The organism is Microbacterium sp. oral taxon 186 str. F0373, assembly GCF_000411455.1.
GTDB lineage: Bacteria > Actinomycetota > Actinomycetes > Actinomycetales > Microbacteriaceae > Microbacterium.
This window is the reverse complement of the sequence record NZ_KE150457.1, coordinates 1928361-1953530: the sequence shown is the minus strand read 5'-3', so window position 1 is coordinate 1953530 and position 25170 is coordinate 1928361. Positions and strand designations below refer to the sequence as shown.

23 protein-coding genes are annotated in these 25170 nt (G+C 71.1%); 15 read left to right on the top strand and 8 right to left on the bottom strand.

The genetic code is table 11. The features are described 5' to 3' along the window. Window positions 1-234: a glutaredoxin-like protein NrdH gene (gene nrdH, locus HMPREF1529_RS09140; RefSeq protein ID WP_005052310.1), complete on the bottom strand. Its 234-nt coding sequence runs from the start codon at window positions 232-234 to the stop codon at window positions 1-3. Window positions 235-639: 405 nt separating this feature from the next. Between nrdH and HMPREF1529_RS09135 the strand changes: the two genes are divergently transcribed. After that, window positions 640-1863 (top strand): MFS transporter, encoded by a 1224-nt coding sequence (locus HMPREF1529_RS09135; protein WP_005052308.1) that lies wholly within the window; start codon window positions 640-642, stop codon window positions 1861-1863. Between the two features lie 44 nt (window positions 1864-1907). Beyond that, window positions 1908-2663, top strand: a complete 756-nt coding sequence (locus tag HMPREF1529_RS09130; RefSeq protein ID WP_005052305.1) for an alpha/beta fold hydrolase — start codon at window positions 1908-1910, stop codon at window positions 2661-2663. Between the two features lie 27 nt (window positions 2664-2690). On the opposite strand, the gene HMPREF1529_RS09125 is transcribed toward HMPREF1529_RS09130, so the two are convergent. After that, window positions 2691-3095, bottom strand: a complete 405-nt coding sequence (locus HMPREF1529_RS09125; protein WP_005052303.1) for a hypothetical protein — start codon at window positions 3093-3095, stop codon at window positions 2691-2693. 78 nt (window positions 3096-3173) lie between these two features. On the opposite strand from HMPREF1529_RS09125, the gene HMPREF1529_RS09120 reads away from it, so the two are divergent. Continuing rightward, window positions 3174-4334, top strand: coding sequence for an acyl-CoA dehydrogenase family protein (locus HMPREF1529_RS09120; protein ID WP_005052300.1), 1161 nt, complete (start codon window positions 3174-3176; stop codon window positions 4332-4334). 159 nt (window positions 4335-4493) lie between these two features. Here HMPREF1529_RS09120 and HMPREF1529_RS09115 read toward each other — a convergent pair whose 3' ends face one another. After that, a complete protein-coding gene (locus tag HMPREF1529_RS09115) occupies window positions 4494-4766 on the bottom strand; it encodes a metal-sensitive transcriptional regulator (protein WP_005052299.1) in 273 nt (90 codons plus the stop codon). A 34-nt stretch (window positions 4767-4800) separates the two neighbouring features. On the opposite strand from HMPREF1529_RS09115, the gene HMPREF1529_RS09110 reads away from it, so the two are divergent. From HMPREF1529_RS09110 to HMPREF1529_RS09095, 4 genes are all read left to right on the top strand, one after another. Continuing rightward, window positions 4801-6072 carry a DUF445 domain-containing protein gene (locus tag HMPREF1529_RS09110; protein WP_016464601.1) on the top strand — a complete coding sequence of 424 codons (1272 nt, stop codon included), beginning with the start codon at window positions 4801-4803 and terminating at the stop codon, window positions 6070-6072. 89 nt (window positions 6073-6161) lie between these two features. Then, on the top strand, window positions 6162-6506 hold the full coding sequence (locus HMPREF1529_RS09105) for a gamma-glutamylcyclotransferase family protein (RefSeq protein WP_005052293.1): 345 nt from the start codon (window positions 6162-6164) through the stop codon (window positions 6504-6506). After that, window positions 6506-7420: an arginase family protein gene (locus HMPREF1529_RS09100; RefSeq protein ID WP_016464600.1), complete on the top strand. Its 915-nt coding sequence runs from the start codon at window positions 6506-6508 to the stop codon at window positions 7418-7420. The genes HMPREF1529_RS09105 and HMPREF1529_RS09100 overlap by 1 nt, the downstream gene beginning before the upstream one ends. Further along, on the top strand, window positions 7417-7884 hold the full coding sequence (locus HMPREF1529_RS09095; protein ID WP_016464599.1) for a SixA phosphatase family protein: 468 nt from the start codon (window positions 7417-7419) through the stop codon (window positions 7882-7884). Before HMPREF1529_RS09100 ends, HMPREF1529_RS09095 begins: the two co-directional genes overlap by 4 nt. A 51-nt stretch (window positions 7885-7935) precedes the next feature. Here HMPREF1529_RS09095 and hutI read toward each other — a convergent pair whose 3' ends face one another. The 3 genes from hutI to hutH are packed head-to-tail and all read right to left on the bottom strand — an operon-like array spanning window position 7936 to window position 12434. Then, window positions 7936-9126 (bottom strand): imidazolonepropionase, encoded by a 1191-nt coding sequence (gene hutI / locus HMPREF1529_RS09090; protein ID WP_005052286.1) that lies wholly within the window; start codon window positions 9124-9126, stop codon window positions 7936-7938. Next, on the bottom strand, window positions 9123-10847 hold the full coding sequence (gene hutU / locus HMPREF1529_RS09085) for a urocanate hydratase (protein WP_016464598.1): 1725 nt from the start codon (window positions 10845-10847) through the stop codon (window positions 9123-9125). The genes hutI and hutU overlap by 4 nt, the downstream gene beginning before the upstream one ends. A gap of 15 nt (window positions 10848-10862) precedes the next feature. Then, a complete protein-coding gene (hutH, locus tag HMPREF1529_RS09080) occupies window positions 10863-12434 on the bottom strand; it encodes a histidine ammonia-lyase (protein WP_016464597.1) in 1572 nt (523 codons plus the stop codon). A 52-nt stretch (window positions 12435-12486) separates the two neighbouring features. On the opposite strand from hutH, the gene HMPREF1529_RS09075 reads away from it, so the two are divergent. Then, the gene (locus HMPREF1529_RS09075) at window positions 12487-13284 is read left to right on the top strand and encodes an IclR family transcriptional regulator (RefSeq protein WP_016464596.1); all 798 of its coding nucleotides are present in this window, start codon (window positions 12487-12489) and stop codon (window positions 13282-13284) included. Between the two features lie 28 nt (window positions 13285-13312). Here the strand turns inward: HMPREF1529_RS09075 and HMPREF1529_RS09070 are convergent, their stop codons facing one another. After that, complete coding sequence (locus HMPREF1529_RS09070; protein WP_016464595.1) at window positions 13313-14380, bottom strand: LacI family DNA-binding transcriptional regulator; 1068 nt, start codon at window positions 14378-14380, stop codon at window positions 13313-13315. A gap of 118 nt (window positions 14381-14498) precedes the next feature. Between HMPREF1529_RS09070 and HMPREF1529_RS09065 the strand changes: the two genes are divergently transcribed. Genes HMPREF1529_RS09065 through HMPREF1529_RS09050 form a run of 4 tightly spaced genes read left to right on the top strand, consistent with a single transcriptional unit; the run spans window position 14499 to window position 19706 of the window. Next, window positions 14499-15758 carry a sugar ABC transporter substrate-binding protein gene (locus HMPREF1529_RS09065; protein ID WP_016464594.1) on the top strand — a complete coding sequence of 420 codons (1260 nt, stop codon included), beginning with the start codon at window positions 14499-14501 and terminating at the stop codon, window positions 15756-15758. Window positions 15759-15760: 2 nt separating this feature from the next. Continuing rightward, window positions 15761-16915 carry a carbohydrate ABC transporter permease gene (locus HMPREF1529_RS09060; RefSeq protein ID WP_016464593.1) on the top strand — a complete coding sequence of 385 codons (1155 nt, stop codon included), beginning with the start codon at window positions 15761-15763 and terminating at the stop codon, window positions 16913-16915. After that, window positions 16912-17817 (top strand): carbohydrate ABC transporter permease, encoded by a 906-nt coding sequence (locus tag HMPREF1529_RS09055; protein WP_016464592.1) that lies wholly within the window; start codon window positions 16912-16914, stop codon window positions 17815-17817. Before HMPREF1529_RS09060 ends, HMPREF1529_RS09055 begins: the two co-directional genes overlap by 4 nt. Next, on the top strand, window positions 17814-19706 hold the full coding sequence (locus HMPREF1529_RS09050; RefSeq protein WP_016464591.1) for a glycogen debranching N-terminal domain-containing protein: 1893 nt from the start codon (window positions 17814-17816) through the stop codon (window positions 19704-19706). The genes HMPREF1529_RS09055 and HMPREF1529_RS09050 overlap by 4 nt, the downstream gene beginning before the upstream one ends. A gap of 6 nt (window positions 19707-19712) precedes the next feature. On the opposite strand, the gene HMPREF1529_RS09045 is transcribed toward HMPREF1529_RS09050, so the two are convergent. Then, a complete protein-coding gene (locus tag HMPREF1529_RS09045; RefSeq protein ID WP_016464590.1) occupies window positions 19713-20189 on the bottom strand; it encodes a YbaK/EbsC family protein in 477 nt (158 codons plus the stop codon). A gap of 104 nt (window positions 20190-20293) precedes the next feature. Here HMPREF1529_RS09045 and HMPREF1529_RS09040 point away from each other — a divergent pair, with 104 nt between their 5' ends. The 3 genes from HMPREF1529_RS09040 (at window position 20294) to HMPREF1529_RS09030 (ending at window position 25097) form a co-directional block, all read left to right on the top strand. Continuing rightward, window positions 20294-22216, top strand: a complete 1923-nt coding sequence (locus tag HMPREF1529_RS09040) for a heavy metal translocating P-type ATPase (protein ID WP_016464589.1) — start codon at window positions 20294-20296, stop codon at window positions 22214-22216. 68 nt (window positions 22217-22284) lie between these two features. Continuing rightward, window positions 22285-23367 (top strand): Glu/Leu/Phe/Val dehydrogenase family protein, encoded by a 1083-nt coding sequence (locus tag HMPREF1529_RS09035; RefSeq protein ID WP_016464588.1) that lies wholly within the window; start codon window positions 22285-22287, stop codon window positions 23365-23367. 140 nt (window positions 23368-23507) lie between these two features. Continuing rightward, the gene (locus tag HMPREF1529_RS09030; protein WP_016464587.1) at window positions 23508-25097 is read left to right on the top strand and encodes an AMP-binding protein; all 1590 of its coding nucleotides are present in this window, start codon (window positions 23508-23510) and stop codon (window positions 25095-25097) included. Window positions 25098-25170: the final 73 nt, after the last annotated feature.

Below are 25170 nucleotides of genomic sequence, written 5' to 3'. Positions count from 1 at the left end.
TCAGGCCAGACGGCTCGCGAGCTCGTCGATCTTGTCGGGACGGAAGCCCGACCAGTGGTCTTCGTCGGTGACGACGACCGGAGCCTGCAGGTACCCGAGCGACTTCACGTGCTCGAGCGCCGCCGGGTCCTCCGAGAGGTCGAGCACTTCGTAGTCGATACCCTTCGAGTCCAGTGCGCGGTAGGTCGCATTGCACTGCACGCACGAGGGCTTGGTGTAGACGGTGATTGCCATGTCGTTCCTTCTCTCCCCTTGGTCTGCGCGGATCGATCCCGTTGGGATTCCGCCCTCTTCTCGCCTGTGATCCCGGCCGTGCCCCCGCCGGGAGTCCAATACTACATATGGGTACGGACGTTGGATAGCACCACAAGGGCTAGTAGTTACATCCGTGTAGTTTTGCACCGCTGTCCCCATGTACAACACAGCTTTTCCACCGTTTCATCCACAGGATGCCGCGAATGGCGAAGCCTGGAAAAACCCTGAATCGCGCGGATTTCGATCGCCCTCGCGACCGCCATCCACAGCCCGGACGCTACGGGGGGCTTCCGACATCCATCCGCCTGTGGAATCTCGACTGCGGCGTGTCGCGGCATCCGTCCGGCGTGTCGCGGTGTCGGCGCCGACGGGTAGCGTGGAGGGGTGGCGGGATACCGGGAACTGTTGCGCACGCAGGGCGTGGCGCGCATCATCGCGGCACAGCTGACCGCGCGTTTTCCGAACGGGATGACGAGCCTGGCGATTCTGCTCCACGTCGAGCAGATGACGGGCTCCTACGCCTCCGCCGGGCTGGTGCTGGCGGCGGCATCCGTGGGTCAGGCGACGGCCGGCCCCGTCACCAGCCGGTGGATGGGCCGCTGGGGCATGCGGCGCGTCCTCACACTGACGACCGCCGTGTGCGCGGCGGCGCTGCTCGCCCTCGCCCTGATCCCCCTCGGGGTCGCCGGATACATGGTGTTCGGACTCATCGCCGGCCTCTCCACGCCTCCCGTGCAGTCGGCCGTGCGCACGATCTACCCCAAGCTCGTCAACGCACGGCAGTTGACGGCGCTGTTCTCCCTCGACGCGAGCCTGCAGGAGATCATCTGGATCCTCGCGCCGGTCGTCATCACCCTCGTCGCCACCCAGATCGGCACGGTGCCGGCGCTGCTGCTGATCGTCACGATCCTCGTCGCCGGCGGGGCGTGGTTCATCCTCTCCCCCGAAGTCGGGCGCGTGCGCATCCCGCGCAGCCGCCGCGCGTTCGGCAAGGTGCTGGGAAAGCCCGTGGTCCTGCTCGCCACAGTGATCGGCTTCCTTCTCATCGGCGCGTGCGCGGCGGTCGAGGCCGCTGTGGTCGCGACCTTCGGCCACGGCGGCTTGGAGGCCGGTCTCGTCCTGGCGGTCTTCTCCGTCGGCAGTCTCGCCGGAGGCCTCGCCTTCGGACACATCCCCATGGGGCCGTGGGCCATGGCGCGACGCATGAGCGTCGTCGCCGCCGGTCTCGTCGCCTCCGTCTTCGTCGTCGGCGACATCGGAGCGTCCACCCCGTGGTGGGTCGGCGCCTGCCTCGTCGTCGCGGGCGTCGGCATCGCCCCGGCGCTGGCCGTCATGTTCGCGATGACCTCGGCATCCGTGAAGTTCAGCGAGACCGCCGAGGCCTACGGCTGGATCGGCACGGGACAGCTCATCGGCGCGGCCCTCGGCTCGGCCGTCGCCGGCTTCCTCATCGACAGCACCGGGCCCGCCGGCGCATACGCCGCCGCGGCCGGATTCGCGATCGTGGGCGCGCTCTTCTCGACGCTCTTCGTGCGGGGCTTCCCCGACCTGCGCGGACGCGACGCGAGCCCGATCCCCGACACCGAACCCGTCCCCGTCATCACGTGACATCCTCATCGACCACGGACAGCGCGCGACCGTAGGCTGACGACATGACTGCCGCTGTGACCCTGCCCCGGCTCTCGTGGGGCGACGTACGCGCCCGACGTCGCGCACTGCTCGTGCACGGACTCGGATCGACCGGTGCCCTCATGTGGAGCTACGGCGTGGCCCTGGCGGATGCCGGGTGGCTCGCGACGGCCGTCGACCTGCGCGGCCACGGCGCCGCGCCGCGCACGCTGGACTACAGCATCGACGCGTACGCGGCCGACGTGGGCCAGACGCGCACCGACGACGGCGGGCCCTGGGACCTCGTCATCGGGCACTCGCTCGGCGGCGCCGCCGTCACCGTCGCAAGCGCTGCCGACCCCGGCTGGACGCGCCGACTGGTGCTCATCGACCCCGCGATCCATCTTGCGGACCGCGATCGCGAGAACGTCCGCGTCGGGCAGGAGCAGTCCTTCGCCGACCCGTCGATCGACGCGGTGCGGGCGGAGCACCCCAGCTGGCATCCGCTCGACGTCGAGCTGAAGGCCCGCGCCGCGCAGCAGGCGAGCCGTTGGGCGGTCGAGCAGACCAGCCTGCAGAACACACCGTGGGACGTGCGCGCGGCCGCCGCGAGGCTCTCGGTGCCGACGCACGTAATCGCGGCGGACCCGGAGGTGTTCTCGATCTTCCACGGCGAGCTGGCCGCCGAGGTGCTCCGCAACCCACTCATCACGATGTCGGTGGTGACCGGCGCCGGGCACTCCCCGCACCGCGACCTCCCGGAGGACACGATGCGCCATCTCCTCGACGCCCTCGGCTGACGCCGCGGCATCCGTATCGCGGCGTCGTCAGGAGATGCGGCGCAGCACGTGCAGGACCGCGAGGGCGTAGGCGTCTTCGGGCTGGGGATGCTCGAACGCGTGCGTTTCGCCGGCGAACTCGATCTCGACGCGGTGGGTGTCGGCGAGCCGTTCCAGTCGGCGGAACGCGCCGCGCAGCAGCTCCCGCAGCTGATCCTCTCGTGGCAGCCAGAGCGCATCGGCCTGCGCGACGGAGTCCAGCGCCCACTCCGTCGTGCCGTTGAAGGCGAGGATCGCGCCCGTCGCGTAGTGACGCGGTTCGATCGTCATCTCACTGACCGTGAAGACGTCCGCCTCGAACTCCGGCTCATCGAGCTGAAATCGGTCCCCGGATGCCGGGCGCCACAGCAGACCGGCATCGCGCAGGGCGAGGGCCAACTCGGTCGAGATCATGCTTCCATCCTGCCGCGTCGGCGGCACCACGGGACCGGCGGCGACCCTGAGGCAGGTGACGAGGGGCAGGATGGAGGGGTGACCGATTTCGATGCGACCGCATACCTGCCGGACGACCTGCTCGAGCGCATCCGCTCGCGTGCCGCGGCCGTGGATGCCGAGAACCGCTTCCCCACGGAGGATCTCGCCGAACTGACGGCGGCCGGATACCTCTCGATCCTCGTCCCCACCGCGTTGGGCGGCGCAGGTCTCGGGCTCGCGGAGGCCGCGGTGCTGCAGCAGCGGCTCGCGGGCGCCGCACCGGCGACGGCATTGGCGATCAACATGCACCTCGTGTGGACGGGAGTCGCGAAGGTGATGTCCGATCGCGGCATCGATGACCTGCGGTTCGTGCACACCGGCGCGGTCGCCGGCGAGGTCTTCGCGTTCGGCATCAGCGAGGCGGGAAACGATCTGGTGCTCTTCGGCAGCGACACGCAGGCCGTCCCGGCCGCCGACGGCTCGTACTCCTTCACGGGGACCAAGATCTTCACCTCGCTCGGGCCGGTGTGGACGCAGCTGGGTCTGCACGGACTCGACACGACGGACCCGGCGGATCCGAAGATGGTCTACGCGTTCGTGCAACGTACCGCCGCCGTCGAGACCCGTGACGACTGGGACACCGTCGGCATGCGCGGCACGCAATCGCGCACGACGGTGCTCAACGGCGCCGTGGCCCCCGCCGACCGTGTCGTTCGCCGCGTCGCGCCCGGCCCGACCCCCGATCCGATCGTCTTCGGCATCTTCAGCGTGTTCGAGGTGCTCCTGGCATCCGTCTACACCGGCGTCGCGCGCCGCGCGCTCGACCTGGCGGTCGCGGCGGCGAAGACGCGGACGTCGAAGAAGACCGGGCGCCCGTACAGCGACGATCCCGACATCCGCTGGCGCATCGCGGAGATGGCGCTCGCCTACGACGGCCTGCTCCCCCAGGTCGCGGCGATCGCACACGACGTGGACGTCCTCGTCGATCACGGCGGGCAGTGGTTCCCCCGACTGTCGGGTCTGAAGCACCGCGCGGTCGTGGCCGCCAAGCAGATCGTCGACGAGGCGATGCTCGTCGCCGGAGGCTCGTCGTACTTCCAGCGCAACGAGCTCAGCCGCCTCTACCGCGACGTGCTCGCCGGCATGTTCCACCCGTCCGACCCCGAATCGGCGCACGCCACCGTCGCCGCCGCCTGGCTCGGCCCCGTCAGCTCCTGAGCTGCCCTCGGCATCCGGCTGCGGCATCCACCCCGGGCATCCGCCCGGTTCAGAACCGAACTGCAAGGGTTGCCGCGCGACACGCCGCCCGCATCCCGCCGCACCCGGCGTGTCGCGGCGACGGCCTTGCGATTCGGTCGGACCGGAGGGATGCCGCGGTCAGCGCGTCTCGAGGTCGTACGCCTTGAGGAGTTCGGCGACGGCGAGCTCGCGCTGATCGCCGCCCTCGGCGAACATGTGCGCGACGTGCGTGCGCAGATGATTCTCGATCAGCAGCTTGTCCAGTGACGCGAGCGCCCGCTGGATCGCACGGGACTGGGCGATGATGTCCATGCAGTAGTCCTCGTTCTCGATCATCCGTGCGAGCCCGCGCACCTGCCCCTCGAGGATGCGGGTGCGATGCAGGGCGCGCTTCTGGATGTCTTCGATCACGCGGCCAGGATACGCCGCATGCGAGACTACGGGCATGGCGCGCACCCCCACCGAACTGCTCAGCCCGGCCGACCAGGAACGTCGCCGCGCGTTGCGCGTGATGAAGGGCGTCGCCCTCGGCGCACTGATCCTGATGGCGGTCGTGTTCGTCGTGGCGTTCATCCTGCAGGAGCGCTTCCCGTGGCTGCAGTACGTCCGCGCCGCGGCAGAGGGCGGCATGGTCGGCGCCCTGGCCGACTGGTTCGCGGTGACCGCGCTGTTTCGTCACCCCCTCGGCATCCCCATCCCGCACACCGCGATCATCCCGCACCGCAAGGACGAGATCGGGCGCACCCTGGGCGAGTTCGTCGAGACGAACTTCCTCGAGGCGGGCGTCGTCCGCGCGAAGCTCGAGTCGACGCCCATCGCCCGGACGGCCGGTGCCTGGCTGCGCGATCCCGCGCACGCCGAGACCGTCGCGGCGGAGGCGTCGACGGTGGCCTCCGGCATCCTGCGCGCCCTCAGCGACGATGAGGTGCAGGATCTGATCAGCGACCTCGCGCGTGAGCACCTGCTCAGCCCGCAGTGGGGACCGACCGTCGGCGGGTGGCTCGGTCGGGTCGTGCAGGCCGACGCGCACCGTGGCGCGGTCGATCTGGGCGTGGACAGCATCGCGACATGGCTACATGCCAACCACGCCGCCTTCAGCGGTCTGGTCTCCCGACGGCTGCCCTCGTGGGTGCCGTCGGTCGCGATGCGCCTCGTCGATGACACCGTGTACAACGAGGCCGTGAAGTTCGTCGCCGCGATCCAGGACGACCCCGACCACCCCGCGCGGCGCGCCGTCGATGGCTACCTCGCGCGCCTCGCCGAGAACCTGCAGAGCGATCCGACGACGATCGCGCGACTCGAAGAGGCCAAGTCGGCCGTCTTCGACAGCCCCCGCGTGCGCGAACTGGCCGCCGAGGCGTGGAACACGGCCAAGACGGGCCTGCTCACCGCACTGGCCGATCCCGCCAGCGGGCTGCGTCGACGCGTGAGCGCGGCGCTGGTCGAGATCGGCGAGCGCCTGTCGACGGATGCCGCGCTCCAGCACCGTGTGGATGATCGCATCGCGGGGGCCGCGGTGTTCGTCGTGGATCGGTACCGCCACGACATCGCCTCGATCATCACCGAGACCGTGGAGAAGTGGGATCCCGCCGAGACCACCGAGAAGATCGAGCTGATGGTCGGACGCGACCTGCAGTACATCCGCCTCAACGGCACGATCGTGGGCGCCCTGGCCGGACTCGTCATCTTCGCCGTCGCGCACGCGCTGCTGGGCTGAGCACACGTGCTCGGGGGACGGTGAGGGACGGCCGGTGAACGCACGCGCGCCTCTGGCTGGCCGCGACCCGGCGCAGTAGCCTGACGGACATGGGCGAACCGGCGGACGAGCTGCTGTTCACCTACGGCACGCTCCAGTATGCCGAGGTGCAGCTGGACACCTTCGGGCGCCTGATCGCGGGCGAGCCCGACGTGCTGCCCGGTTACACCATCGACTACGTCGAGATCGAGGACCAGCGCGTCGTCGACCTGTCGGGCGCCTCCGTGCATCCCGTGCTGCGCGAGACCGGCAGCCCGCTGGACAAAGTGGTCGGCCGCGTTCTGCACCTCACCGCCGATGAAGTGGATGCCGCCGACGAGTACGAAGTGTCGCTGTACCGCCGAGTGCGGGTGACGCTGGGAAGCGGGCGCACCGCCTGGGTGTACGTCGGCTGATGACGGCTACCCTGTCCCACGACCCGCTCTGGCCGCGCGCCGGCGACTGGCCCGCGCTCGAGGAGGCGTCGGCGGCCGGGCGCCTCGACGCCGTGCTGCTGGGGGTGCCGGCCTGTCGCACATCGCTCTCACCCACCGGTGCCGATGCGACGCCCGGCGCGGTCCGTGAGGCGCTGCGCCGGTACAGCCCGACGCTCCTGGGTCCGCCGCCCGTCGACCTCGCCGCCGCGCTGCGGCTGGCCGACGCGGGCGATGTCGCCGAGCCCGACGGCTCCGAGGGCGAGGCGCGCGTGCGCGCTCGCACCGCCGCGTTGACGGCGCGCACCGCACTGCTGATCGCGCTCGGCGGCGACAACTCGATCACGTATGCGACGGCCCAGGGCGCCGGCGCCGGCGGTCTCATCACGCTGGACGCGCACTTCGACCTGCGCGACGGCGTCTCCAACGGCTCCCCCGTGCGTCGCCTCGTCGACGACGGCCTCGACCCGACGCGCATCGTGCAGATCGGCATCGCCGACTTCGCCAATTCCGCGGCGTACGCCCAGCGCGCCGCCGACCTCGGCATCCGTGTCATCACCCTCGACGAGCTTCGTCGGCGCGGCGCGCACGACGTGATCGCCGAGGCGCGCGAGGTGGCCGGGCGCGGGGGTGACGGCATCCATCTCGACATCGACGTGGACGTCTGCGATCGTGCGGCGGCGCCCGGCTGCCCGGCGTCGGTTCCCGGTGGCCTGCAGGCGTGGGAGCTGCGGACGCTCGTGCGGGGCGTGGCCGCCGACGCCGGCGTGCGCAGCGCGGATATCGTCGAAGTGGATGCCGCGGCCGACGCGGCCGACGGGCGCACCGTGCGCCTGGCCGCCCTGTGCGTGCTGGAGCTGCTGGCCGGCCTGCACCGACGAAAGGTCACCGTATGACGACGCTCGTGCTCGTCCGCCACGCCAAGAGCGACTGGGGCGATCCCGGACTCGACGATCACGACCGTCCGCTCAACGAGCGGGGCCTGCGCGACGCACCCGTGCTCGCGGAGCGGCTCGCCACGCGGGGGCTGCAACTGGATGCCGTGCTCTGCTCGACCGCGCTGCGCGCCCGCACGACGGCATCCTTCTTCGCCTCCGCGTTCGGGCTGCAGCCCGAAGCGGACCCCGACCTCTACGGCGCGCCGGCGGGCACCCTGCTGGCCGCCGCGGCGGCGAGGGCGGTGCCCGCCGTGATGGTCGTCGCGCACGACCCCGGCATGACCGTGCTGGCGCAGAGCCTGTCCGGCGGGCGCATCGGGCATATGCCCACCTGCGCGGTCGCCACGTTCGTATGGGCGGGCGACGACTGGAACGTCGCGACGGCCGTCGACCCCGACGAATGGAGCTTCGACCGCCCCTGACGCCGTGCCGCACGGGGCGTTTCGACTCGCGGCGGCGCCGAGTCGAAACGCCTACGCGATCAGCTCACCGCCGCGGTAGACGGCGCGCACCAGCGGCACCCCCGGGCGGTACGCGAGATGGGTCCGCGTCGGCGCATCGAGCAGCACCAGATCGCCACGTGCGCCGAGGGCGAGGGAGCCAACATCGCTGCGGCGCAGGGCGCGAGCGCCGCCGGCGGTGGCCGCCCAGACCGCCTCGGCGACCGTCATCCCCATCTCGCGCACGGCGAGCGCGACCATGAGCGGCAGAGAGCTGGTGAAGCTGGTGCCCGGGTTGCAGTCGCTCGCGAGGGCGACACTCACGCCGGCGTCGATCAGCCGACGCGCATCGGGATAGGGCTGCCGGGTCGAGAACTCCACGCCGGGCAGCAGCGTGACCACGACGTCGCTCGCCGCGAGCAGGCGCACATCCTCCTCATCGAGGTAGGTGCAGTGATCGACCGAGATGACGTCGAGCTCGGCCGCGAGCCGCGCGCCGCGCCCGTGACCCAGCTGGTTGGCATGCAGCCGTGGGAGAAGTCCCGCGTCGATCCCCGCCAGGAGGATGCGGCGGCTCTCGGCGGGCGTGAACGCCCCCCTCTCGCAGAAGACGTCGATCCATCGGGCGAAGGGGAGCACGGCGTCGAGCATCGGGCCGCAGACGAGATCGATGTAGGCGTCGCGATCACCGGCGAACTCGTCGGGCACGACGTGCGCGCCGAGGAAGGTGACCTCGTCGGTGACCTCGCGCGCGAGGCGCGCGAGCCGGGCCTCGCCGTCGACGGTGAGGTCGTAGCCCGTCTTCACCTCGAACGTGGTGGTGCCTTGCCGGTGCATCTCGTCGACGAAGCCCCTCAGACGCGCCCGCAGCTCGTCGTCGGATGCCGCGCGCGTCGCCGCCACGGTGCGCCGTATGCCGCCGGCGACATACGGCTGGCCGGCCATGCGGGCGGCGAACTCGTCGGCGCGATCGCCCGCGAAGACGAGGTGCGTGTGGCTGTCGACGAACCCCGGGATGACCGCGCGCCCCTCGGCATCCACCACCGCCGAGACATCGGCGAGGGAGCCGGGTCGGTCCGCAGCGCGACCGACCCAGGCGATACGGCCGTCGACGATAGCCACGGCGGCGCCCCGGATGAGGCCGGTCGGGTCGGCGGGGTCATCGCCCAGGGCCTCGACGTTCGTCGTGAGCTCACCGATGTTCGTGAGGATGAGCGTGCTCACGGCACGTCGTCCCGCAGCATCGGAACCGTCAGTCCACGCTCGCGCGCGACCTCGCGCGCACGCTCGTAGCCGGCATCCACGTGCCGCATGACCCCGGTGCCGGGATCGTTCGTGAGCACCCGTTCGAGCTTCTGCGCGGCGAGCGCCGTGCCGTCGGCCACGACGACCTGACCGGCGTGGATCGAGCGGCCGATGCCGACCCCGCCGCCGTGATGGATCGACACCCAGGACGCGCCGGAGGCCGTGTTCAGCAGCGCGTTGAGCAGCGGCCAGTCGGCGATCGCGTCCGAACCGTCGGCCATCGCCTCCGTCTCCCGGTAGGGCGAGGCGACCGAGCCGGCATCGAGGTGATCGCGGCCGATGACGATCGGTCCGGCGAGTTCGCCCGAGGCGACCATCTCGTTGAACCTCAATCCGGCGAGGTGGCGCTCCTTGTAGCCGAGCCAGCAGATCCGCGCGGGCAGCCCCTCGAAGTGCACGGTCTCCCCCGCCTTCTCCAGCCATCTGCGCAGCGGGACGTCGTCGGGGAACAGCTCCGCGACCGCACGGTCGGTCTTCGCGATGTCGTCCGGATCGCCCGAGAGCGCCACCCACCGGAACGGGCCCCGACCCTCGGCGAACAGCGGCCGGATGTAGGCGGGCACGAACCCGGGGAACGCGAACGCCCGGTCGTAGCCGCCGAGCTCGGCCTCGCGGCGGATCGAGTTGCCGTAGTCGAACACGGCGGCCCCGGCATCCTGGAATCCGACCATCGCCTCCACGTGCGCCGCCATCGAGGCGCGGGCACGGACGGTGAAGCCCTCCGGGTCGGAAGCCGCGGCATCCCGCCACTGTCCGACGCCCACTCCGACGGGCAGATAGGCCAACGGGTCGTGGGCGCTGGTCTGATCGGTGACGATGTCGATCGGGGCGGCGCCCGCGAGGCGACGGCGCAGCAGCTCGGGGAACACCTCGGCGGCGTTGCCGACGAGGCCGACCGACCGCGCCTGTCCCGCCGCGCGCGCCGCCATCGCACGCGCGAGGGCAGCGTCGAGGTCGTCGGTGTACTCGTCGAGGTAGCCGTGCGCGACCCGGCGCTCCAGACGTGAGGCATCGACGTCGACGATCAGCGCCGCTCCCCCGTTGAGCGTCACCGCGAGCGGCTGGGCGCCGCCCATGCCGCCGGCTCCGGCGGTGAGGGTGAGCGTTCCGGCGAGCGAGTCCCGCCCGAGGGAGCGGGCGACGGCGGCGAACGTCTCATACGTGCCCTGCAGGATGCCCTGCGTGCCGATGTAGATCCACGATCCCGCGGTCATCTGCCCGTACATCGTGAGTCCCAGCTGCTCGAGCCGGCGGAACTCCGGCCAGCTCGCCCAGTCGCCCACGAGGTTGGAGTTGGCGATCAGCACGCGCGGGGCCCACTCGTGGGTGCGGAAGACGCCGACCGGCTTTCCGGACTGCACCAGCAGCGTCTCGTCGGGCTCGAGCTCATCGAGTGTGCGGACGATGGCGTCGTATGCCTCCCACGACCGCGCCGCCCGCCCCGTGCCGCCGTAGACGACGAGGTCTTCGGGGTGTTCGGCGACCTCGGGGTCGAGGTTGTTCATCAGCATCCGCTTCGCGGCCTCGGCCCCCCAGCTCTTCGCCGTGCGCTCGCCCCCATGCGGGGCGCGGACGGGGCCGCGGCTCGACGCCGCCCGGTTCACAACTCCGGAGTTTTGGGCGTCAACGGCTGATGTCATCGTGATCTCCTTCGATCAGGGACGGTTGTCCGGAGTTGTGAACGCAGCGTCGGCGACCGCGCCGGAGAGAACGAGCGCGGTGGCGGCTTCGAGGTCGGGGCTGACGAACCGGTCGGGCCCGGGCCCGGCGATGCCCGCGGCGCGCACCGCGGCGCGGACCGCGGCGGTGGCGGGCCCCGGCTGCAACGGCGCCCGCAGGTCGAGGGCCCGGCACCCGGTGACGAGTTCGATCGCGAGCACCCGGGCGAGTCCGTCGACGGCGCGGCGGAGCTTGCGTGCGGCGGCCCACCCCATCGACACGTGGTCTTCCTGCATCGCCGACGAGGGGATGGAGTCGACGGATGCCGGGACCGCCAGACGCTTGAGCTCCGAGACGATTCCCGCGGCCGCGTACTGCGCGATCATGAGCCCCGAATCGACGCCGACCTCGTCGGCGAGGAACGGCGGCAGACCGTGGCTGCGGGTGCGATCGAGCGCCCGGTCGGTGCGGCGTTCGGCGATCGAGGCGAGGTCGGCGACGGCGATCGCGAGGAAATCGAGGACGTACGCGACCGGGGCGCCGTGGAAGTTGCCGTTGGATTCGACGCGGCCGTCGCCGGTGACGACCGGGTTGTCGACGGCGGAGGCCAGCTCCCGCTCGGCGATGGTGCGGGCGTGAGCGACGGTGTCGCGCGCGGCGCCGTGCACCTGTGGCGAGCAGCGCAGCGAGTACGCGTCCTGCACGCGCGTGCAGACCGCCGGGTCGCGGTGACTCGCAACCAGCGGCGAGTCGGCGAGCAGGGCGCGCAGGTTCGCCGCCGACGCCGCCTGCCCGCTCTGCGGGCGCAGCGCCATCAGGTCGGCGGCGAACACCGCGTCGGTGCCGAGCTGGCTCTCGATCGAGAGGGCGGCGGTGATGTCGGCGACGGTGAGCAGATTGTCGAGGTCGCAGAGGGCGAGAGCGAGCATGCCGAGCATGCCGTCGGTGCCGTTGATGAGGGCGAGCCCCTCCTTCTCCTCCAGCACGAGGGGCGCGATGCCGGCGGCGGCGAGAGCGTCGGATGCCGCCACGAGCGCGCCCGTGCCATCGCGCACGTCCCCCTCGCCGAGGGCCGCCAGCGCGAGGTGCGAAAGAGGGGCGAGATCGCCGGAGCATCCGAGCGAGCCGTACTCCCGCACGATCGGGGTGATGCCGGCGTTGAGCATCGCGGCGTAGGTCTCGACGACGACCGGGCGCACGCCCGTGTGTCCGGTCGCGAGAGTCTGCAGGCGCAGCAGGTGCAGCGCTCGCACGACTTCGCGTTCCACCTCCGCCCCGGTGCCGGCCGCGTGGGAGCGGATGAGGCTCGCCTGCAGCTGACGGCGTCGCTCCGGCGCGATAAAGGTCGTCGCCAGCGCTCCGAAGCCGGTGGAGATGCCGTAGTGCGGTTCCGGGTCGTCGGCCAGGCGCTCGATGAGCTCCCGCGCCGCGCCGATCCGCGTCCAGGCGTCGGCGGCGATCTCGACCGCGGCGCCATGGCGGGCCACGACGACGACCTCGGCGGGTGTCAGGGGGCGCGCTCCGACGAGGACGTGATCGGCAAGGGTCGAAGCGGCGACGGTGGTCATGTCCCGATTCCATCCCGGTTCTGCCCCCGCGGCCACACGAGCGTGGCATTCTGTGTCTGTGATCCCAGACAACGCCGACGATGCGGGCTCGTCGCCGGCCCCTGCGCAGGTCCCCGCCGCAGATCAGACACTGCGAATCCTCTCCTACCTCGCACGCCAGCGCGGACCGGTCGCCGCCCGGACGATCTCCGACAGTCTCGGCATCCCCCGCTCCAGCGTCTACCACCTGCTGGCGGCGATGGCGGCGCACGGATTCGTGGTGCACCTGCCACACGATCGGCGCTGGGGGCTGGGGACGGCCGCGTTCGAGCTGGCCGGCGGCTACGCCCGCCAGCAGCCTCTCGCTCGTCTCGGCCGGCCGCTCGTGGCGGGCCTGTCGGACCGTGTCGGCGAGAGTGCGCATCTGGCGGTCATGACCGGCCGCGACGTCCTCTACATCGTCGAGGATCGCGCGCCGCGGCGCCCCGCGCTCGTCACGGATGTCGGCGTGCGGCTGCCCGCGCACCTCACGGCGACGGGACGTGCGATGCTCGCAGCCCTGCCGCGCGAGCAGGTGCGCGCCCTCTATCCGGATGCCGCGGCCTTCGCCGACCGCACGGGCCGCGGACCGCGGCGCCCGGCCGAGCTGCGCGAGCTGCTCGTCCGCACGCGTGCCGACGGCTTCGCGAGCGAGGACGGGGAGGTGACGCTGGAGTTCCGCTCGGTCGCCGTGGCGGTGCGCGACCATGCCGGCTGGCCGGTCGCGGCGATCGCCGTCACCTGGCCGGCCGAGGCCGGACACTCCGCGGAGGCGCTCGCGCCGGCGGTCACGTCGGCGGCGGACGAACTGCGACGACGGCTCCACGGCTGAGCCGTCCGGCAGCCCGGGTCCGCGCCGCCTACCGAACGACGAGGCGCGGCTCGACGAGGACGTGGGCGCGCCCGGGCTCGGCGTCACGGCGCTCGATGGATGCCGCTCCCCCGAGCAGCAGGTCCAGCGCGCCGACGGCGACCTCTTCGGGCAGCTGCTCGACGCTGGACAGGCCCAAGGCTTCGGCCGCGGGGGTGTTGTCGAAGCCGACGATCGGGAGGGCGGGGCGCCCGGCCGCCACCGCGGCCAGATGGGCGCCCACCGCGAGCGAGTCGCTGGCGCAGACGATGGCATCGATCTCGTCGGCGGCGACGAGATCGGCGGCGACGTCGCGCGCGCGCGCCACATTCTCGTCGCTCACGGCGCGGATCGGCGTCCATCCGCCCGCGCGCGCGTGCCCGGCATCCAGGGCCTGACGCCACCCGCGTTCACGGTCGTCGCCGGTCGCGGAACCGGCGGGCCAGCCCAGGAAGGCGACGCGCGGACCCGCCGTGGTCAACGCGTGCCGTGTCGCCTCGGCGGTGCCGGCGGCGCCGTCGACATCGACCCAGTGATGGGTAGGGGCGCCGACGTCGTCGCTGCCCCAGGGGCGGCCGAAGGACACGAACGGCACGCCCCGCTCCACGAGCCACTCCGCACGAGGATCGCCGGGGAACGTGCCGGTGATGACGACCGCGTCGATCTCTCCGCCCTCACGCAGATCCCCCATCCGTCGGATCTCCTCCTCGGGGGTGCGCGCCGCGTAGAGCATGACACGCAGGCCCCGCTCGCCCGCCTGCTCGGTGAGCGCGTGCACGAAGCGGTCGAGCACGACGCCGGAGATCCCGCCCGCGTACGGGTCGAGGTGGATGCCGATGGTCGAGCTGCGTCGCGTGCGCAATCGGCGTGCGGAGGCATGAGGGGCGTAGTTCAGACGCGAGATGGCGTCGGCGACACGGGCGCGCGTTTCCTCCCGCACGATCTGGGGTGAGTTGATCACGTTGCTGACCGTCTGGCGGGATACGCCCGCGGCCCGCGCCACGTCCTCGATCGTCGCCGATCTGTTCACGCGGTCCTCCTTGACGGTCTCGGCCTGGTCGTCTATCTTTTCAAGCATCCCACGATTTGAACGATCAAATGATCGATTCAACGGCGGATCGTACGGAGGATCCGCGAGGGGATGGCACCATGGGCCGCGCTGAGCACGCGCGAGCCCCGCGATCGAAGGAGATGCGATGAAGCGACACACAGCACGGACGATGCTCGCGGCAGGGAGCCTGGCCGTGGCCTCGAGCCTGCTGCTGACCGGATGCGGCCAGGGATTCAGCGGGTCGGGATCCGACCCCTCGGCGAGCGCCGGAGGGCTGACCTCGTCCGACAAGCCGCTGACGATCATGATCGGCTCATCGGGAGACGCCGAGACCAAGGCCGCGCAGGATGCCGTCGCCGCCTGGTCCGCGAAATCCGGTGTGTCGGCGTCGGTCGTCGCCGCGACCGACCTCGCCCAGCAGCTGTCGCAGGGCTTCGCTGCCGGCTCTCCGCCGGACCTCTTCTACCTCAGCACCGACCAGCTCGCGGGCTTCGCGAGCAACGGCTCACTGAAGGCCTACGGCGACCAGCTGAGCAACAAGGGCGACTTCTACCCGTCGCTGGTGAAGAACTTCACCTACGACAACACCTTCTTCTGCGCGCCCAAGGACTTCTCCACGCTGCAGCTCGTGATCAACGAGAATCTGTGGACGAAGGCGGGCCTGACCGACGCCGACATCCCGACCACCTGGGACCAGCTGGCCGCGGTGGCCGCGAAGCTGACGAGCGGCACGACGAAGGGGCTCGTCTTCGGCGGCGAGTACGCCCGTCTCGGCGCCTTCATGGCGCAGGCCGGCGGCCGCCTCGTCTCGGAGGACGGAAAGACCGCCGAAGCCAACAGCGACGCCAACGTGACGGCGCTCGCCTACGTGCAGAAGCACCTGCAGGACGGCACCTTCGCCTACGCCTCCGATGTCGGGGCGGGCTGGGGCGGCGAGGCGTTCGGCAAGCAGCTGGGCGCCATGACGATCGAGGGCAACTGGATCACCGGCGCCCTCGGCGACTACCCCGATGTGAAGGCCAAGGTCGTCGAGCTCCCCGCCGGCAGCGCCGGCAAGGGCACCCTGCAGTTCACCAACTGCTGGGGCATGGCCGCCGACAGCCCCAACCAGAAGGCCGCTCTCGACCTCGTCGAGTACCTCACGAGCGCCGACCAGCAGCTTGCGTTCTCGAAGGCGTTCGGACCAATGCCGTCGGTGCAGTCCGCCGCTCAGACGTGGAAGAGCGACAACCCGTCGCTCGTCGCGTTCCTGAACGGCGCCGACTACGCGCAGGGCGTGCCCACCAATAAGGGTGCGGCCGATGTCATCAAGGACTTCAACGCGCAACTGGAGTCCCTGAAGACGGGCGACCCGAAGAAGATCCTCGACACGGTGCAGTCCAACCTCGAGGCCGTCGTCGGCTGATCATGTCCGCTTCCGTCGCCCCGGCCGCGACGCCCTCGCGCCCGGCCCCGCCCCGGCATCCGCGCTCCCGCGGAATCCGCCGCGGCGAGGCCGGCGCGGGCTGGCTGTTCGTGTCGCCCGTCATCCTCATCCTCGGCGTGTTCCTGCTCGTGCCCGTGCTCATGGCGCTCTGGGTCAGCTTCTCGGACTGGTCGGGGCGCGGAAGCCCTCTTTCCGGATCGGTCAGCTTCGTGGGCCTCGACAACTACGTCGCGATCACCACCGGCGGAGGTCTCGCCGAGCGCGACTTCGGCACGGCGCTGCGCAACAACGCCTGGTACGTCCTGCTGGTGGTCCCTCTGCAGACGGTCCTGTCGCTGTTCCTGGCCGTCCTCGTCAGCCGCCGGATCCTGCGCGGCCGTGGGTTCTTCCGCACCGCGTTCTACTTCCCGTCGGTGACCAGCTCGGTCGCGATCACGGTGCTGTGGCTGTTCCTGTTCTCGTTCGCCGGCCCCGTCAACCAGATCCTGTCGGCGATCGGGCTCGCCGCGCCGAACTGGTTCAGCGATCCGCGCGGCATCGTGCACGTCGCCCTCGCAGCGGTGGGCATCACCGACGGACCGGACGCCCTGACCGGCACCGGCTTTCTCGGCGTCTCGTGGTGGGACTGGCTGTCGGGACCCTCGGTCGCGATGTCCGCCTTCGTCCTGATGGCGGTGTTCACCACGAGCGGCACCTTCATGCTGCTGTTCATCGCCGCCCTCCAGAACATCGGCGTCGAACTCGGCGAGGCGGGCATGATGGACGGCGCGAGCGGGTGGCAGCGCTTCTGGCACATCACCCTCCCCCAGCTGCGACCGACGCTGTTCACCGTCATCACACTCGGGCTCATCGGGTGCTGGCAGGTGTTCGACCAGATCTACACCGGCACGCAGGGCGGCCCCGCCAAGACAACGATGACCCCCGCTTACCTCTCGTACACCTCCGCCTTCCAGAACCAGGACTGGGGGGTGGGAGCGGCGATCGCGTTCATCCTCTTCGTCATCATCATCGCCTTCACCCTCTTGCAGCGCTGGGTGCTGCGCGATCGCCCGGTCTCGAAGCGACGCATCCGCGCCTACCAGCCGCGGGCCGCGGCATCCACGCCGTCCGCATCGCCGAAGGGGGCAGACGCATGAGCGCCGCTGTGATGACCGTCGAAGCGCAGACCGAGAGCGCCGGTGCCGCACCGCGCCGCCGTCGGCGGATCACCGTTCGCAGCCTCACCGGGCAAGTGCTGCTGTACGCGATGCTGGCCATGCTCGCGCTCGTGTACATCTACCCGTTCCTCGTGCAGGTGGCGACGTCGTTCAAGACGGAGCCGGATGCCGCGACCGATCCGATCTCGTTGATCCCTGCGACGTTCTCGACGGCGGCCTACGAGCGCCTGTTCCTGCATAGCGACTTCCCCCTGTGGTTCGCGAACTCGGTCATCGTCACCGTGTGCGTGACGATCGGGCGGGTGTTCTTCGTCTCGCTCGCCGGTTACGCGCTGGCTCGCCTGCGCTTCCGCGGCCGCGCCGTCGTGTTCGCCTTCGTGGTCGCCGTGATGGCGGTGCCGACCGTCGTGCTGCTGATCCCCAAGTTCCTCGTGCTGAACCAGCTCGGTCTCTACAACTCCTACGCCGGCATGATCTTGCCGCTGCTCGTGGACGCGGCAGGCGTGTTCATCATGAAGAACTTCTTCGAGTCGATCCCCGACTCGGTCGAGGAACAGGCGCGTATCGATGGGGCCGGCAGCTTCCGCGTGTTCTGGTCGATCGTGCTGCCGATGGCCCGGCCCGCGCTGATCACGATCGTGATCCTGTCGTTCCAAGGGTCGTGGAACGAGCTCAGCCACTTCATCGTGTCGACGCAGTCGCCCGAGCTCACGACACTGACCAAGGGCGTCGCTTCCCTCGCCTCGGGCCAGCTCAGTCAGGGCACCCAGTACCCCCTCAAACTCGCGGCCGCGGCGATCATGACGATCCCCGTCGCCGTCCTCTTCTTCCTCTTCCAGAGGAAGATCATGAACACCAGTGAAGGAGCAGTGAAGGGATGACGGCCGGCTTGCAGCCATTCCTGTCCGACCGGGTCGTGGCGCTCGCCGCACCCACCCAGGCGTGGTCGGGGCGTGACGGCGACATGGGCGCGGCCCCGATCGACGGCATCTACCACGGAGACACGCGGTTCGTGCGCGGTCTCGACGTGCACTATGCCGGCGCCGACGGTGCGTGGCATCGCCCGGAGCACATCGCCACCGACCTGATCTCTGCCTGCACCGTGCGGATGGATGCTCTGCTGCGGGGCGTGGACGACGACACGCCCGATCCGAAGGTGCGTCTGCAGCGGGAGCGCACCGTGGTGGAGGGCCGCGTCACCGAGACGCTCACCGTGCACTCCCACCGCGACATCCCGGTCCCCCTCCGACTGCGTGCCCGCGTGCGCGTCGATATCGGCGCCCTGCAAGACGTGAAAGCGGGCGCGTCCCGCAGGACGGAAGGCGAAATCACGATCGCCGACGGCGCGGTCGTCGTCCGTCGCGGCGACACCTCCGTCCAGCTGACGGCGCCGGATGCCGCGGTCACCGCCGACGATGGCGAGATCACCCTGGAATGGCGCCTGGACTGCCCCGCCCGGGGCCGGATGAGCGTGTCGTGGACGGCACTCCTTGCGGACGCCGCCCTCGTGGTGCGCGGGGCGACCACGACGATCCCCTGGGAGCGCCCGTGCGTGCCCGCGGGTGCCGATCCGCGTCTGCAGAGCTGGCTCGACCGCGCCCTCGACGATCTCGGAGCGCTGCGCCTCGCCCTTCCCGCGGCGCCGGAGGACGAGTTCTTCGCGGCCGGCGCACCCTGGTTCTTCACCCTGTTCGGACGGGACTCGCTCTGGGCGGCGCGACTGCTGCTGCCGCTGGATGCGCGGATCGCGGCATCCACGCTGCGCGTCCTCGCGCGTCTGCAGGGCACGCACGACGACCCGGCGACGGCCGAGCAGCCGGGCAAGATCATGCACGAACTGCGCGCGTCGACACTGACGATGCCGGGCGAGGGCATCGTGCTGCCGCCGCTGTACTACGGCACGGTCGATGCGACAGCCCTGTGGATCTGCCTGTTCGCCGAGACGGCCCAGCGAATGCCGGATGCCGACGTGATCGCACTGCTGCCCGCGATGGAAGCGGCCCTCGACTGGATCGTGGCTTCCGCGGAGCGCACCGGGTTCCTCGAGTACGTCGACGAGACCGGCCACGGCCTGTCCAACCAGGGGTGGAAGGACTCGGGCGACTCCATCCAATGGCAGGACGGTTCGCTCGCGGCAGGCCCCATCGCTCTCTGCGAGGTCCAGGGCTACGCGTACGAGGCGGCGATCGGCGGAGCCGATCTGTTGGAGCGGTTCGGCCGGCCGGGCGCCGAGCGTGTGCGCGCGTGGGCGCGCGATCTCAAGGACCGCTTCGCGGAGCGCTTCTGGGTGACAACGCCGTCCGGACGTTTCCCCGCGATCGCCCTCGACCGCGAGGGCCGCGCGGTCGACACGCTCACCTCCAACATCGGCCATCTCCTGGGCACCGGCATCCTGGACCGCGCGCAGGAGGCGAGCGTCTCCGACCTGCTGATCGATCAGCGGATGGCGTCCGGCTTCGGCATCCGGACCCTTTCGACCGACGCCGGGGGCTACTGGCCGCTCAGCTACCACGGCGGGAGCGTCTGGATCCACGACACCGCGATCGTCGCCCGGGGGATGCTGCGCGCCGGTCGACACGATCATGCCCGGCGGATCGTCGCGCAGATGCTCGCCGGCGCCGAGGCGTTCGAGTTCCGTGTGCCGGAGTTGTACGCCGGTGACAGCGCCGACGAGGTGCGGGCTCCCGCCCCCTACCCCGCGGCCTGCCGGCCGCAGGCCTGGACGGCCGCCGCGGCCGTCACCGCCTGGGAGGTGCTGCGGGCCGACTGAGCGTGCTCAGTCCACCGCGCTGACGGTGCCGCCGGTCAGGCGGACGAGTTCGTCGAACGTGAGAGGAAACACGGTGTGCGGTGTGCCGCCGGCCGCCCAGATCTCGTCGAATGCCGCGAGCGCCTCGTCGACCACGGTGGTCAGCGGGGCGGGGTGTCCGGTCGGCGCCACGCCGCCGATCGCCTGGCCGGTGGCCGTGCGCACCTGATCCGGCGTCGCCCGCACGATGCTCCGGCGTCCGAGGCGCTCGGCGAGGGCCGCCGTGTCCACGCGGTGAGCCCCGCTGGTCATGACGAGCAGCGGTTCGCCGTCGGAGAAGAAGACGAGGCTGTTCGCGATGGCGCCGACCTCGACGCCGAGGGCGGCGGCGGCCACGGCCGCCGTCGAGGCGGCGTCCGGGAGCGTGATGATCTCCCCCGCCACCCCGGCGGAGCGGAGGGCCTCGTGGACGATGCGACTGCGCGGCGAGAGGTTCTCGGTCATGGCGCCAGCCTAGAGTCGGCCGCCCTCGAACATCGCCGACGCGGTCCAAGCAAGGCAATCCAGGCTTACTGGCGGGCCCTCGCTCCGAGGAGAATGCTGGGAGCATGCGCCGCATCCTCGCCGCCCTCGGACGGTACCCCGTGATCACCGCGACCGTCGCCGTGGGCATCATCGCCGCGGCACTCGCCGGCGCGGGTCAGAGCGCGTGGGCGACGGGGATCACCACCGCCTACGTCTCCGCCGTCGTCGTGTGGACGATCATCGGCATGATCCGCGACGTGATGCGCGGTCATGTCGGACTCGACGTGCTCGCCGTCATCGCCATGGTCGCGACCCTCGCGGTCGGTGAGACGATCGCGGCGCTGATCATCGTGCTCATGCTCTCCGGCGGCGAGGCGCTCGAAGACTACGCGGGCCGCCGTGCGACTCGTGAGCTGACGGCGCTGCTGGATCGCGCGCCGCAGATCGCGCATGTCCGCCGTCCGGGCGCGGGCGATGAGACACGGGATCTTCCCGCCGACGAGGTCGCGGTCGGCGACGAGTTGCTGGTGCGCCCCGCGGAGGTCGTTCCCGTCGACGGTGTCCTCCTGTCGGACGAGGCGAGCTTCGACGAGTCGTCTCTGACCGGAGAGAGCATGCCGGTGACGCGCACCGCCGGCGAGACCGTGCTCTCGGGAGCGGTCAACGGATCGCGCGCGATCCGGGTGCGGGCTCTGCGGCGCAGCGCCGACAGCCAATACCAGCAGATCATCGCGCTCGTGCGTGCCGCGCAGGAGTCGCGCGCACCGATGGTGCGCCTGGCCGACCGGTTCGCGATTCCCTTCACGGCGGTCTCGCTCGCCATCGCTGGAGCGGCGTGGGGGCTGTCGGGCGACTCCGTCCGATTCGCCGAGGTGCTCGTGCTCGCCACACCGTGCCCCCTGCTGATCGCGGCCCCGGTCGCCTTCCTCGGCGGCATCTCGCGGGCGGCGAAGGCGGGCATCATCGTCAAGGGCGGCGCCGTCATCGAGCAGTTGGCACGCGCGCGCTCCGCCGCCTTCGACAAAACCGGGACCCTGACCCAGGGCCGTCCCGTGCTGGTCGATGTGCGTCCCGCGCCCGGCATCGATCCCGACCGCCTGCTGGCGTGGGCGGCCTCGGCCGAGCAGTACTCCGCGCACGTGCTGGCCGACGGCATCCGTCGCGCCGCGTCCGCCCGTGGGATCGCCGTGGAGGCGGCCGACGATGCGCACGAGGAGGCGACCAACGGAGTGACCGCCGTGATCGGCGGGCGACGCGTCGTCGTCGGAAAGCCGGCCTACGTCGCGGCACTCGCGCCGGACACCACGCTCACCGCGCTGGAGGCGGGGCATGCGGCCGCGTACGTCGCTGTCGACGGGCGCTTCGCGGGAGCCCTCGTGCTCGCCGACGGCGCACGGCCGGAGTCGCGGGCCGTCGTGCGCTGGTTGCGCGGACACGGCGTGGAACGCGTCACGATGCTCACCGGTGATGCCCGGCCCACCGCCGACGCCGTGGCGGCGTCGGTCGGCGTCGACGAGGTGCACGCCGACCTGCTGCCCGCCGAGAAGGTGCACCTGGCCGCGATGATGACGCCGCGCCCGGTGCTCATGGTGGGCGACGGGGTGAACGATGCGCCGGTGCTCGCCGCCGCCGACATCGGCATCGCGATGGGCGCGCGGGGAGCCACGGCCGCAGGCGATGCGGCGGATGCCGTCGTGCTGAAGGACTCGCTGACGAAGGTGGCCGAAGCGGTCGCGATCGGTCGCGACACCCTGCGCGTGGCCTACGTCGCCATCTGGATCGGCATCGCCCTGAGCGTCGCGGCGATGCTGCTCGCGACGACCGGCCTGGTGCCGGCCGTCATCGGCGCGCTCGGACAGGAAATGATCGATCTGGCGACCATCCTGTACGCGCTGCGCGCGCTGCGGGGACGCCCGTTCGATCTCTCCGACCGCGGCACCACCGGCGCGGTCGACGACGCTCACGCGCACGCACCCACGGGATCGGTGCCGGCGGAGGCAGAATAGGGGGTGGATGCCGCAACGCGGCGGCATCCACCGAGCACCGCCCACAAGGCCCGCCGAAAGAGGATGCGATGACGCACACCCTGCCCCTGCCCGATTTCTCCCACGAGCGCGTGGAGGTGACGACGGGCGCCCGGAGCGGTCTGCTCATCACCGTCGCGCTGCACTCCTCGACACTCGGCTCCGCCCTCGGCGGTGCCCGCATGTGGACCTATCCGCACTGGAGCGACGCCGTCGGAGACGCCCTGCGCCTCTCGGCCGCGATGACGCTCAAGAACGCCGCGGCCGGGCTGGACGCCGGCGGCGGCAAGTCGGTGATCTGCCTGCCGCCGGGAACGACCCTCGACGCCGATCGTCGGCGCGCGGCGTACCTGGATCTCGGCGACGCCGTCGACCGCTTCGACGGCAGCTACCGCACGGCGGAGGACGTCGGATCGACGACGGAGGACATGCTGGTGGTCAGCGAGCGGACGGCGCACGTGGTCGGCCTGCCCGACGCGGTGGGCGGGTCGGGCGAGCCCGCGGGCCCGACGAGCCTCGGCGTATACGAGGCGTTGCGCGCCACACTCGAGCAGGTGACCGGCTCGCCCGAGGTCGCCGGCCGCCGGATCACGATCTCCGGGCTCGGGCAGGTCGGCAGCCGACTCGCGGTCCGCCTGAGCGCGGAAGGCGCGGCGCTGACGGTGACCGATGTCAACCCCGCCAAACGCAGCCTCGCCGCCGAACTCGATGCACGGTGGGTCGAGCCGGGCTCCGAGCATCTCGTCGAAGCCGACGTGTTCGTCCCCGCCGGCATCGGCGGGGTGCTCGACGCCGACACCATCGACGCCCTCGCCGCACGCGCCGTCTGCGGCCCCGCGAACAACCCTCTCGCCCACCGCTCCGGCGCCGACCGCCTCGCGGCGCGCGGCATCCTCTACGCGCCCGACTTCGTCGTCAACGCCGGCGGCGTCGTCTACCTGGATCTGGAGGCGAAGCACCGGGGCACACGCAACCAGATCATGGATCGTGTCGCCGCGATCGGCGACACCGTGCGCAGTATCTTCGCCGATGCCGCCGCGCGCGGCGTCACGCCGCTGGATGCCGCGGAGGAGCGCGCCGCAGAGCGTCTCGCGGTCGGGCGTCGCGCGCAGCACAGCGCCGTCCTCGTCTGACGCCGGCGCCGGGTGGCACGCGGTCTCCCCGAAACGGAGACCGCGTGCCGCGCACGCGTCCGGCGGTGGCATGATGGACGCACCCGGCAGCGTCGCCGGTCCTTGCGGGCACCACCCGCTCGCTGTCGAAGGAGACCGCCGTGTTCACCAGCCCCTTCCCCGATGTCGAAATCCCGGGCGTCAGCATCTACGACGACCTGTTCGCCGATCTCAGCGCGGATGACGCCGCGCGCATCGCCCTCATCGATCCGGCAACGGGCGCCGAGACCTCCTACGGCGCGCTCAAGGCGCAGGTCGACGCCTTCGCCGGCGCGCTGGCTGCTCGCGGCGTCGGCACCGACACCGTGCTCGGTCTGCTCTGCCCGAACGTGCCGGCGTTCGCCACCGTGTTCCACGGCATCCTTCGCGCCGGCGCGACGGTGACGACGATCAACTCGCTGTACACCGCCGGCGAGATCGAGAAGCAACTGCGAGACGCCGGGGCCAGCTGGCTCATCACGGTGAGCCCGCTGTTGGGCGCCGCGCAGCAGGCGGCAGAGGCCGTCGGCATCCCCGCTGAGCGACTCGTCGTGCTCGACGGTGCCGACGGGCATCCCGATCTGCGCAGCCTGCTCGGCGAGGGCCGTGCCGCGCCGGAGGTGTCGTTCGACCCGGCGACGCACGTGGCCGTCCTGCCCTACTCGTCGGGGACGACCGGCATTCCCAAGGGCGTCATGCTGAGTCACCGCAACCTCGTCGCGAACGTCGCGCAGTGTCGCATCAACATCGATCTCAAGAACACCGACCGCGTGCTCGCGGTGCTCCCCTTCTTCCACATCTACGGGATGACGGTGCTGCTCAATCTCGCGCTCAAGCAGCGGGCGACCCTGGTCACCATGCCCAAGTTCGACCTCGTGCAGTTCCTCACCAACATCCAGACCTACGGGTGCACCTACCTATACATCGCTCCGCCCATCGCGGTGGCTCTCGCCAAGCATCCGATCGTCGATCAGTTCGACATCTCCACGGTGCACACCGTGTTCTCCGGCGCCGCGCCGCTCGACGGCGAGACGGCCGAGATCGCCGCCCGCCGCATCAACGCGCGCATGATGCAGGGCTACGGCATGAGCGAGCTGAGCCCCGTCTCCCACGCCATGCCGTATACGCGCGATGACATCCCGGTGAGCTCGGTGGGCACGATCCTGCCGAACATCGTCTGCAAGCTCGTCGACACCGAGACCGGCGAGGAGATCACCGAGATCGAAGACGACGGGCGCACCCGGCCGGGCGAGCTGTGGGTGCAGGGCCCGAATGTCATGCTCGGCTACCTCAACAAGCCCGCGGCGACGGCCGAGACCCTGGATGCCGACGGCTTCCTCCACACCGGCGACATCGCCGTCTACCACGACGGCGGCTACTTCTCGATCGTCGACCGCGTGAAGGAGCTCATCAAGTACAAGGGCTACCAGATCGCACCGGCCGAGCTGGAAGCGCTGCTGCTGGGCCATCCGAAGGTGATGGATGCCGCCGTCATCGGCGTGCTGGACGACGACAAGCAGGAGATCCCGAAGGCGTTCATCGTGCCCGCGCCCGACTCCGGGCTCACCGCGGAGGAGGTGATGGGCTTCGTCGCCGACAACGTCGCGCCGCACAAGAAGATCCGCCGCGTCGAGTTCATCGAGTCGATCCCCAAGTCGACGTCCGGAAAGATCCTGCGCAAGGATCTGCGCGCCCGCGAACACGCCGGCTGACGGCATCCGCGCCGCTCGCGCACGGTGGTGGCCATGAAAGGGCCACGCTCGCGAGGTCGTGCCGGTCCTACCG

Bases quoted from the DNA above. Each gene is read 5' to 3' on its own strand.
- HMPREF1529_RS09095 (WP_016464599.1), top strand. From the start codon at position 7,417: ATGACGACGCTCGTGCTCGTCCGCCACGCCAAGAGCGACTGGGGCGAT.
- HMPREF1529_RS09055 (WP_016464592.1), top strand. From the start codon at position 16,912: ATGAGCGCCGCTGTGATGACCGTCGAAGCGCAGACCGAGAGCGCCGGT.
- HMPREF1529_RS09045 (WP_016464590.1), bottom strand. From the start codon at position 20,189: ATGACCGAGAACCTCTCGCCGCGCAGTCGCATCGTCCACGAGGCCCTC.
- HMPREF1529_RS09110 (WP_016464601.1), top strand. From the start codon at position 4,801: ATGGCGCGCACCCCCACCGAACTGCTCAGCCCGGCCGACCAGGAACGT.
- nrdH (WP_005052310.1), bottom strand. From the start codon at position 234: ATGGCAATCACCGTCTACACCAAGCCCTCGTGCGTGCAGTGCAATGCG.
- HMPREF1529_RS09040 (WP_016464589.1), top strand. From the start codon at position 20,294: ATGCGCCGCATCCTCGCCGCCCTCGGACGGTACCCCGTGATCACCGCG.
- hutH (WP_016464597.1), bottom strand. From the start codon at position 12,434: ATGACCACCGTCGCCGCTTCGACCCTTGCCGATCACGTCCTCGTCGGA.
- HMPREF1529_RS09035 (WP_016464588.1), top strand. From the start codon at position 22,285: ATGACGCACACCCTGCCCCTGCCCGATTTCTCCCACGAGCGCGTGGAG.
- HMPREF1529_RS09105 (WP_005052293.1), top strand. From the start codon at position 6,162: ATGGGCGAACCGGCGGACGAGCTGCTGTTCACCTACGGCACGCTCCAG.
- HMPREF1529_RS09060 (WP_016464593.1), top strand. From the start codon at position 15,761: ATGTCCGCTTCCGTCGCCCCGGCCGCGACGCCCTCGCGCCCGGCCCCG.
- HMPREF1529_RS09130 (WP_005052305.1), top strand. From the start codon at position 1,908: ATGACTGCCGCTGTGACCCTGCCCCGGCTCTCGTGGGGCGACGTACGC.
- HMPREF1529_RS09050 (WP_016464591.1), top strand. From the start codon at position 17,814: ATGACGGCCGGCTTGCAGCCATTCCTGTCCGACCGGGTCGTGGCGCTC.
- hutU (WP_016464598.1), bottom strand. From the start codon at position 10,847: ATGACATCAGCCGTTGACGCCCAAAACTCCGGAGTTGTGAACCGGGCG.
- HMPREF1529_RS09065 (WP_016464594.1), top strand. From the start codon at position 14,499: ATGAAGCGACACACAGCACGGACGATGCTCGCGGCAGGGAGCCTGGCC.
- HMPREF1529_RS09100 (WP_016464600.1), top strand. From the start codon at position 6,506: ATGACGGCTACCCTGTCCCACGACCCGCTCTGGCCGCGCGCCGGCGAC.
- HMPREF1529_RS09070 (WP_016464595.1), bottom strand. From the start codon at position 14,380: ATGCTTGAAAAGATAGACGACCAGGCCGAGACCGTCAAGGAGGACCGC.
- HMPREF1529_RS09125 (WP_005052303.1), bottom strand. From the start codon at position 3,095: ATGATCTCGACCGAGTTGGCCCTCGCCCTGCGCGATGCCGGTCTGCTG.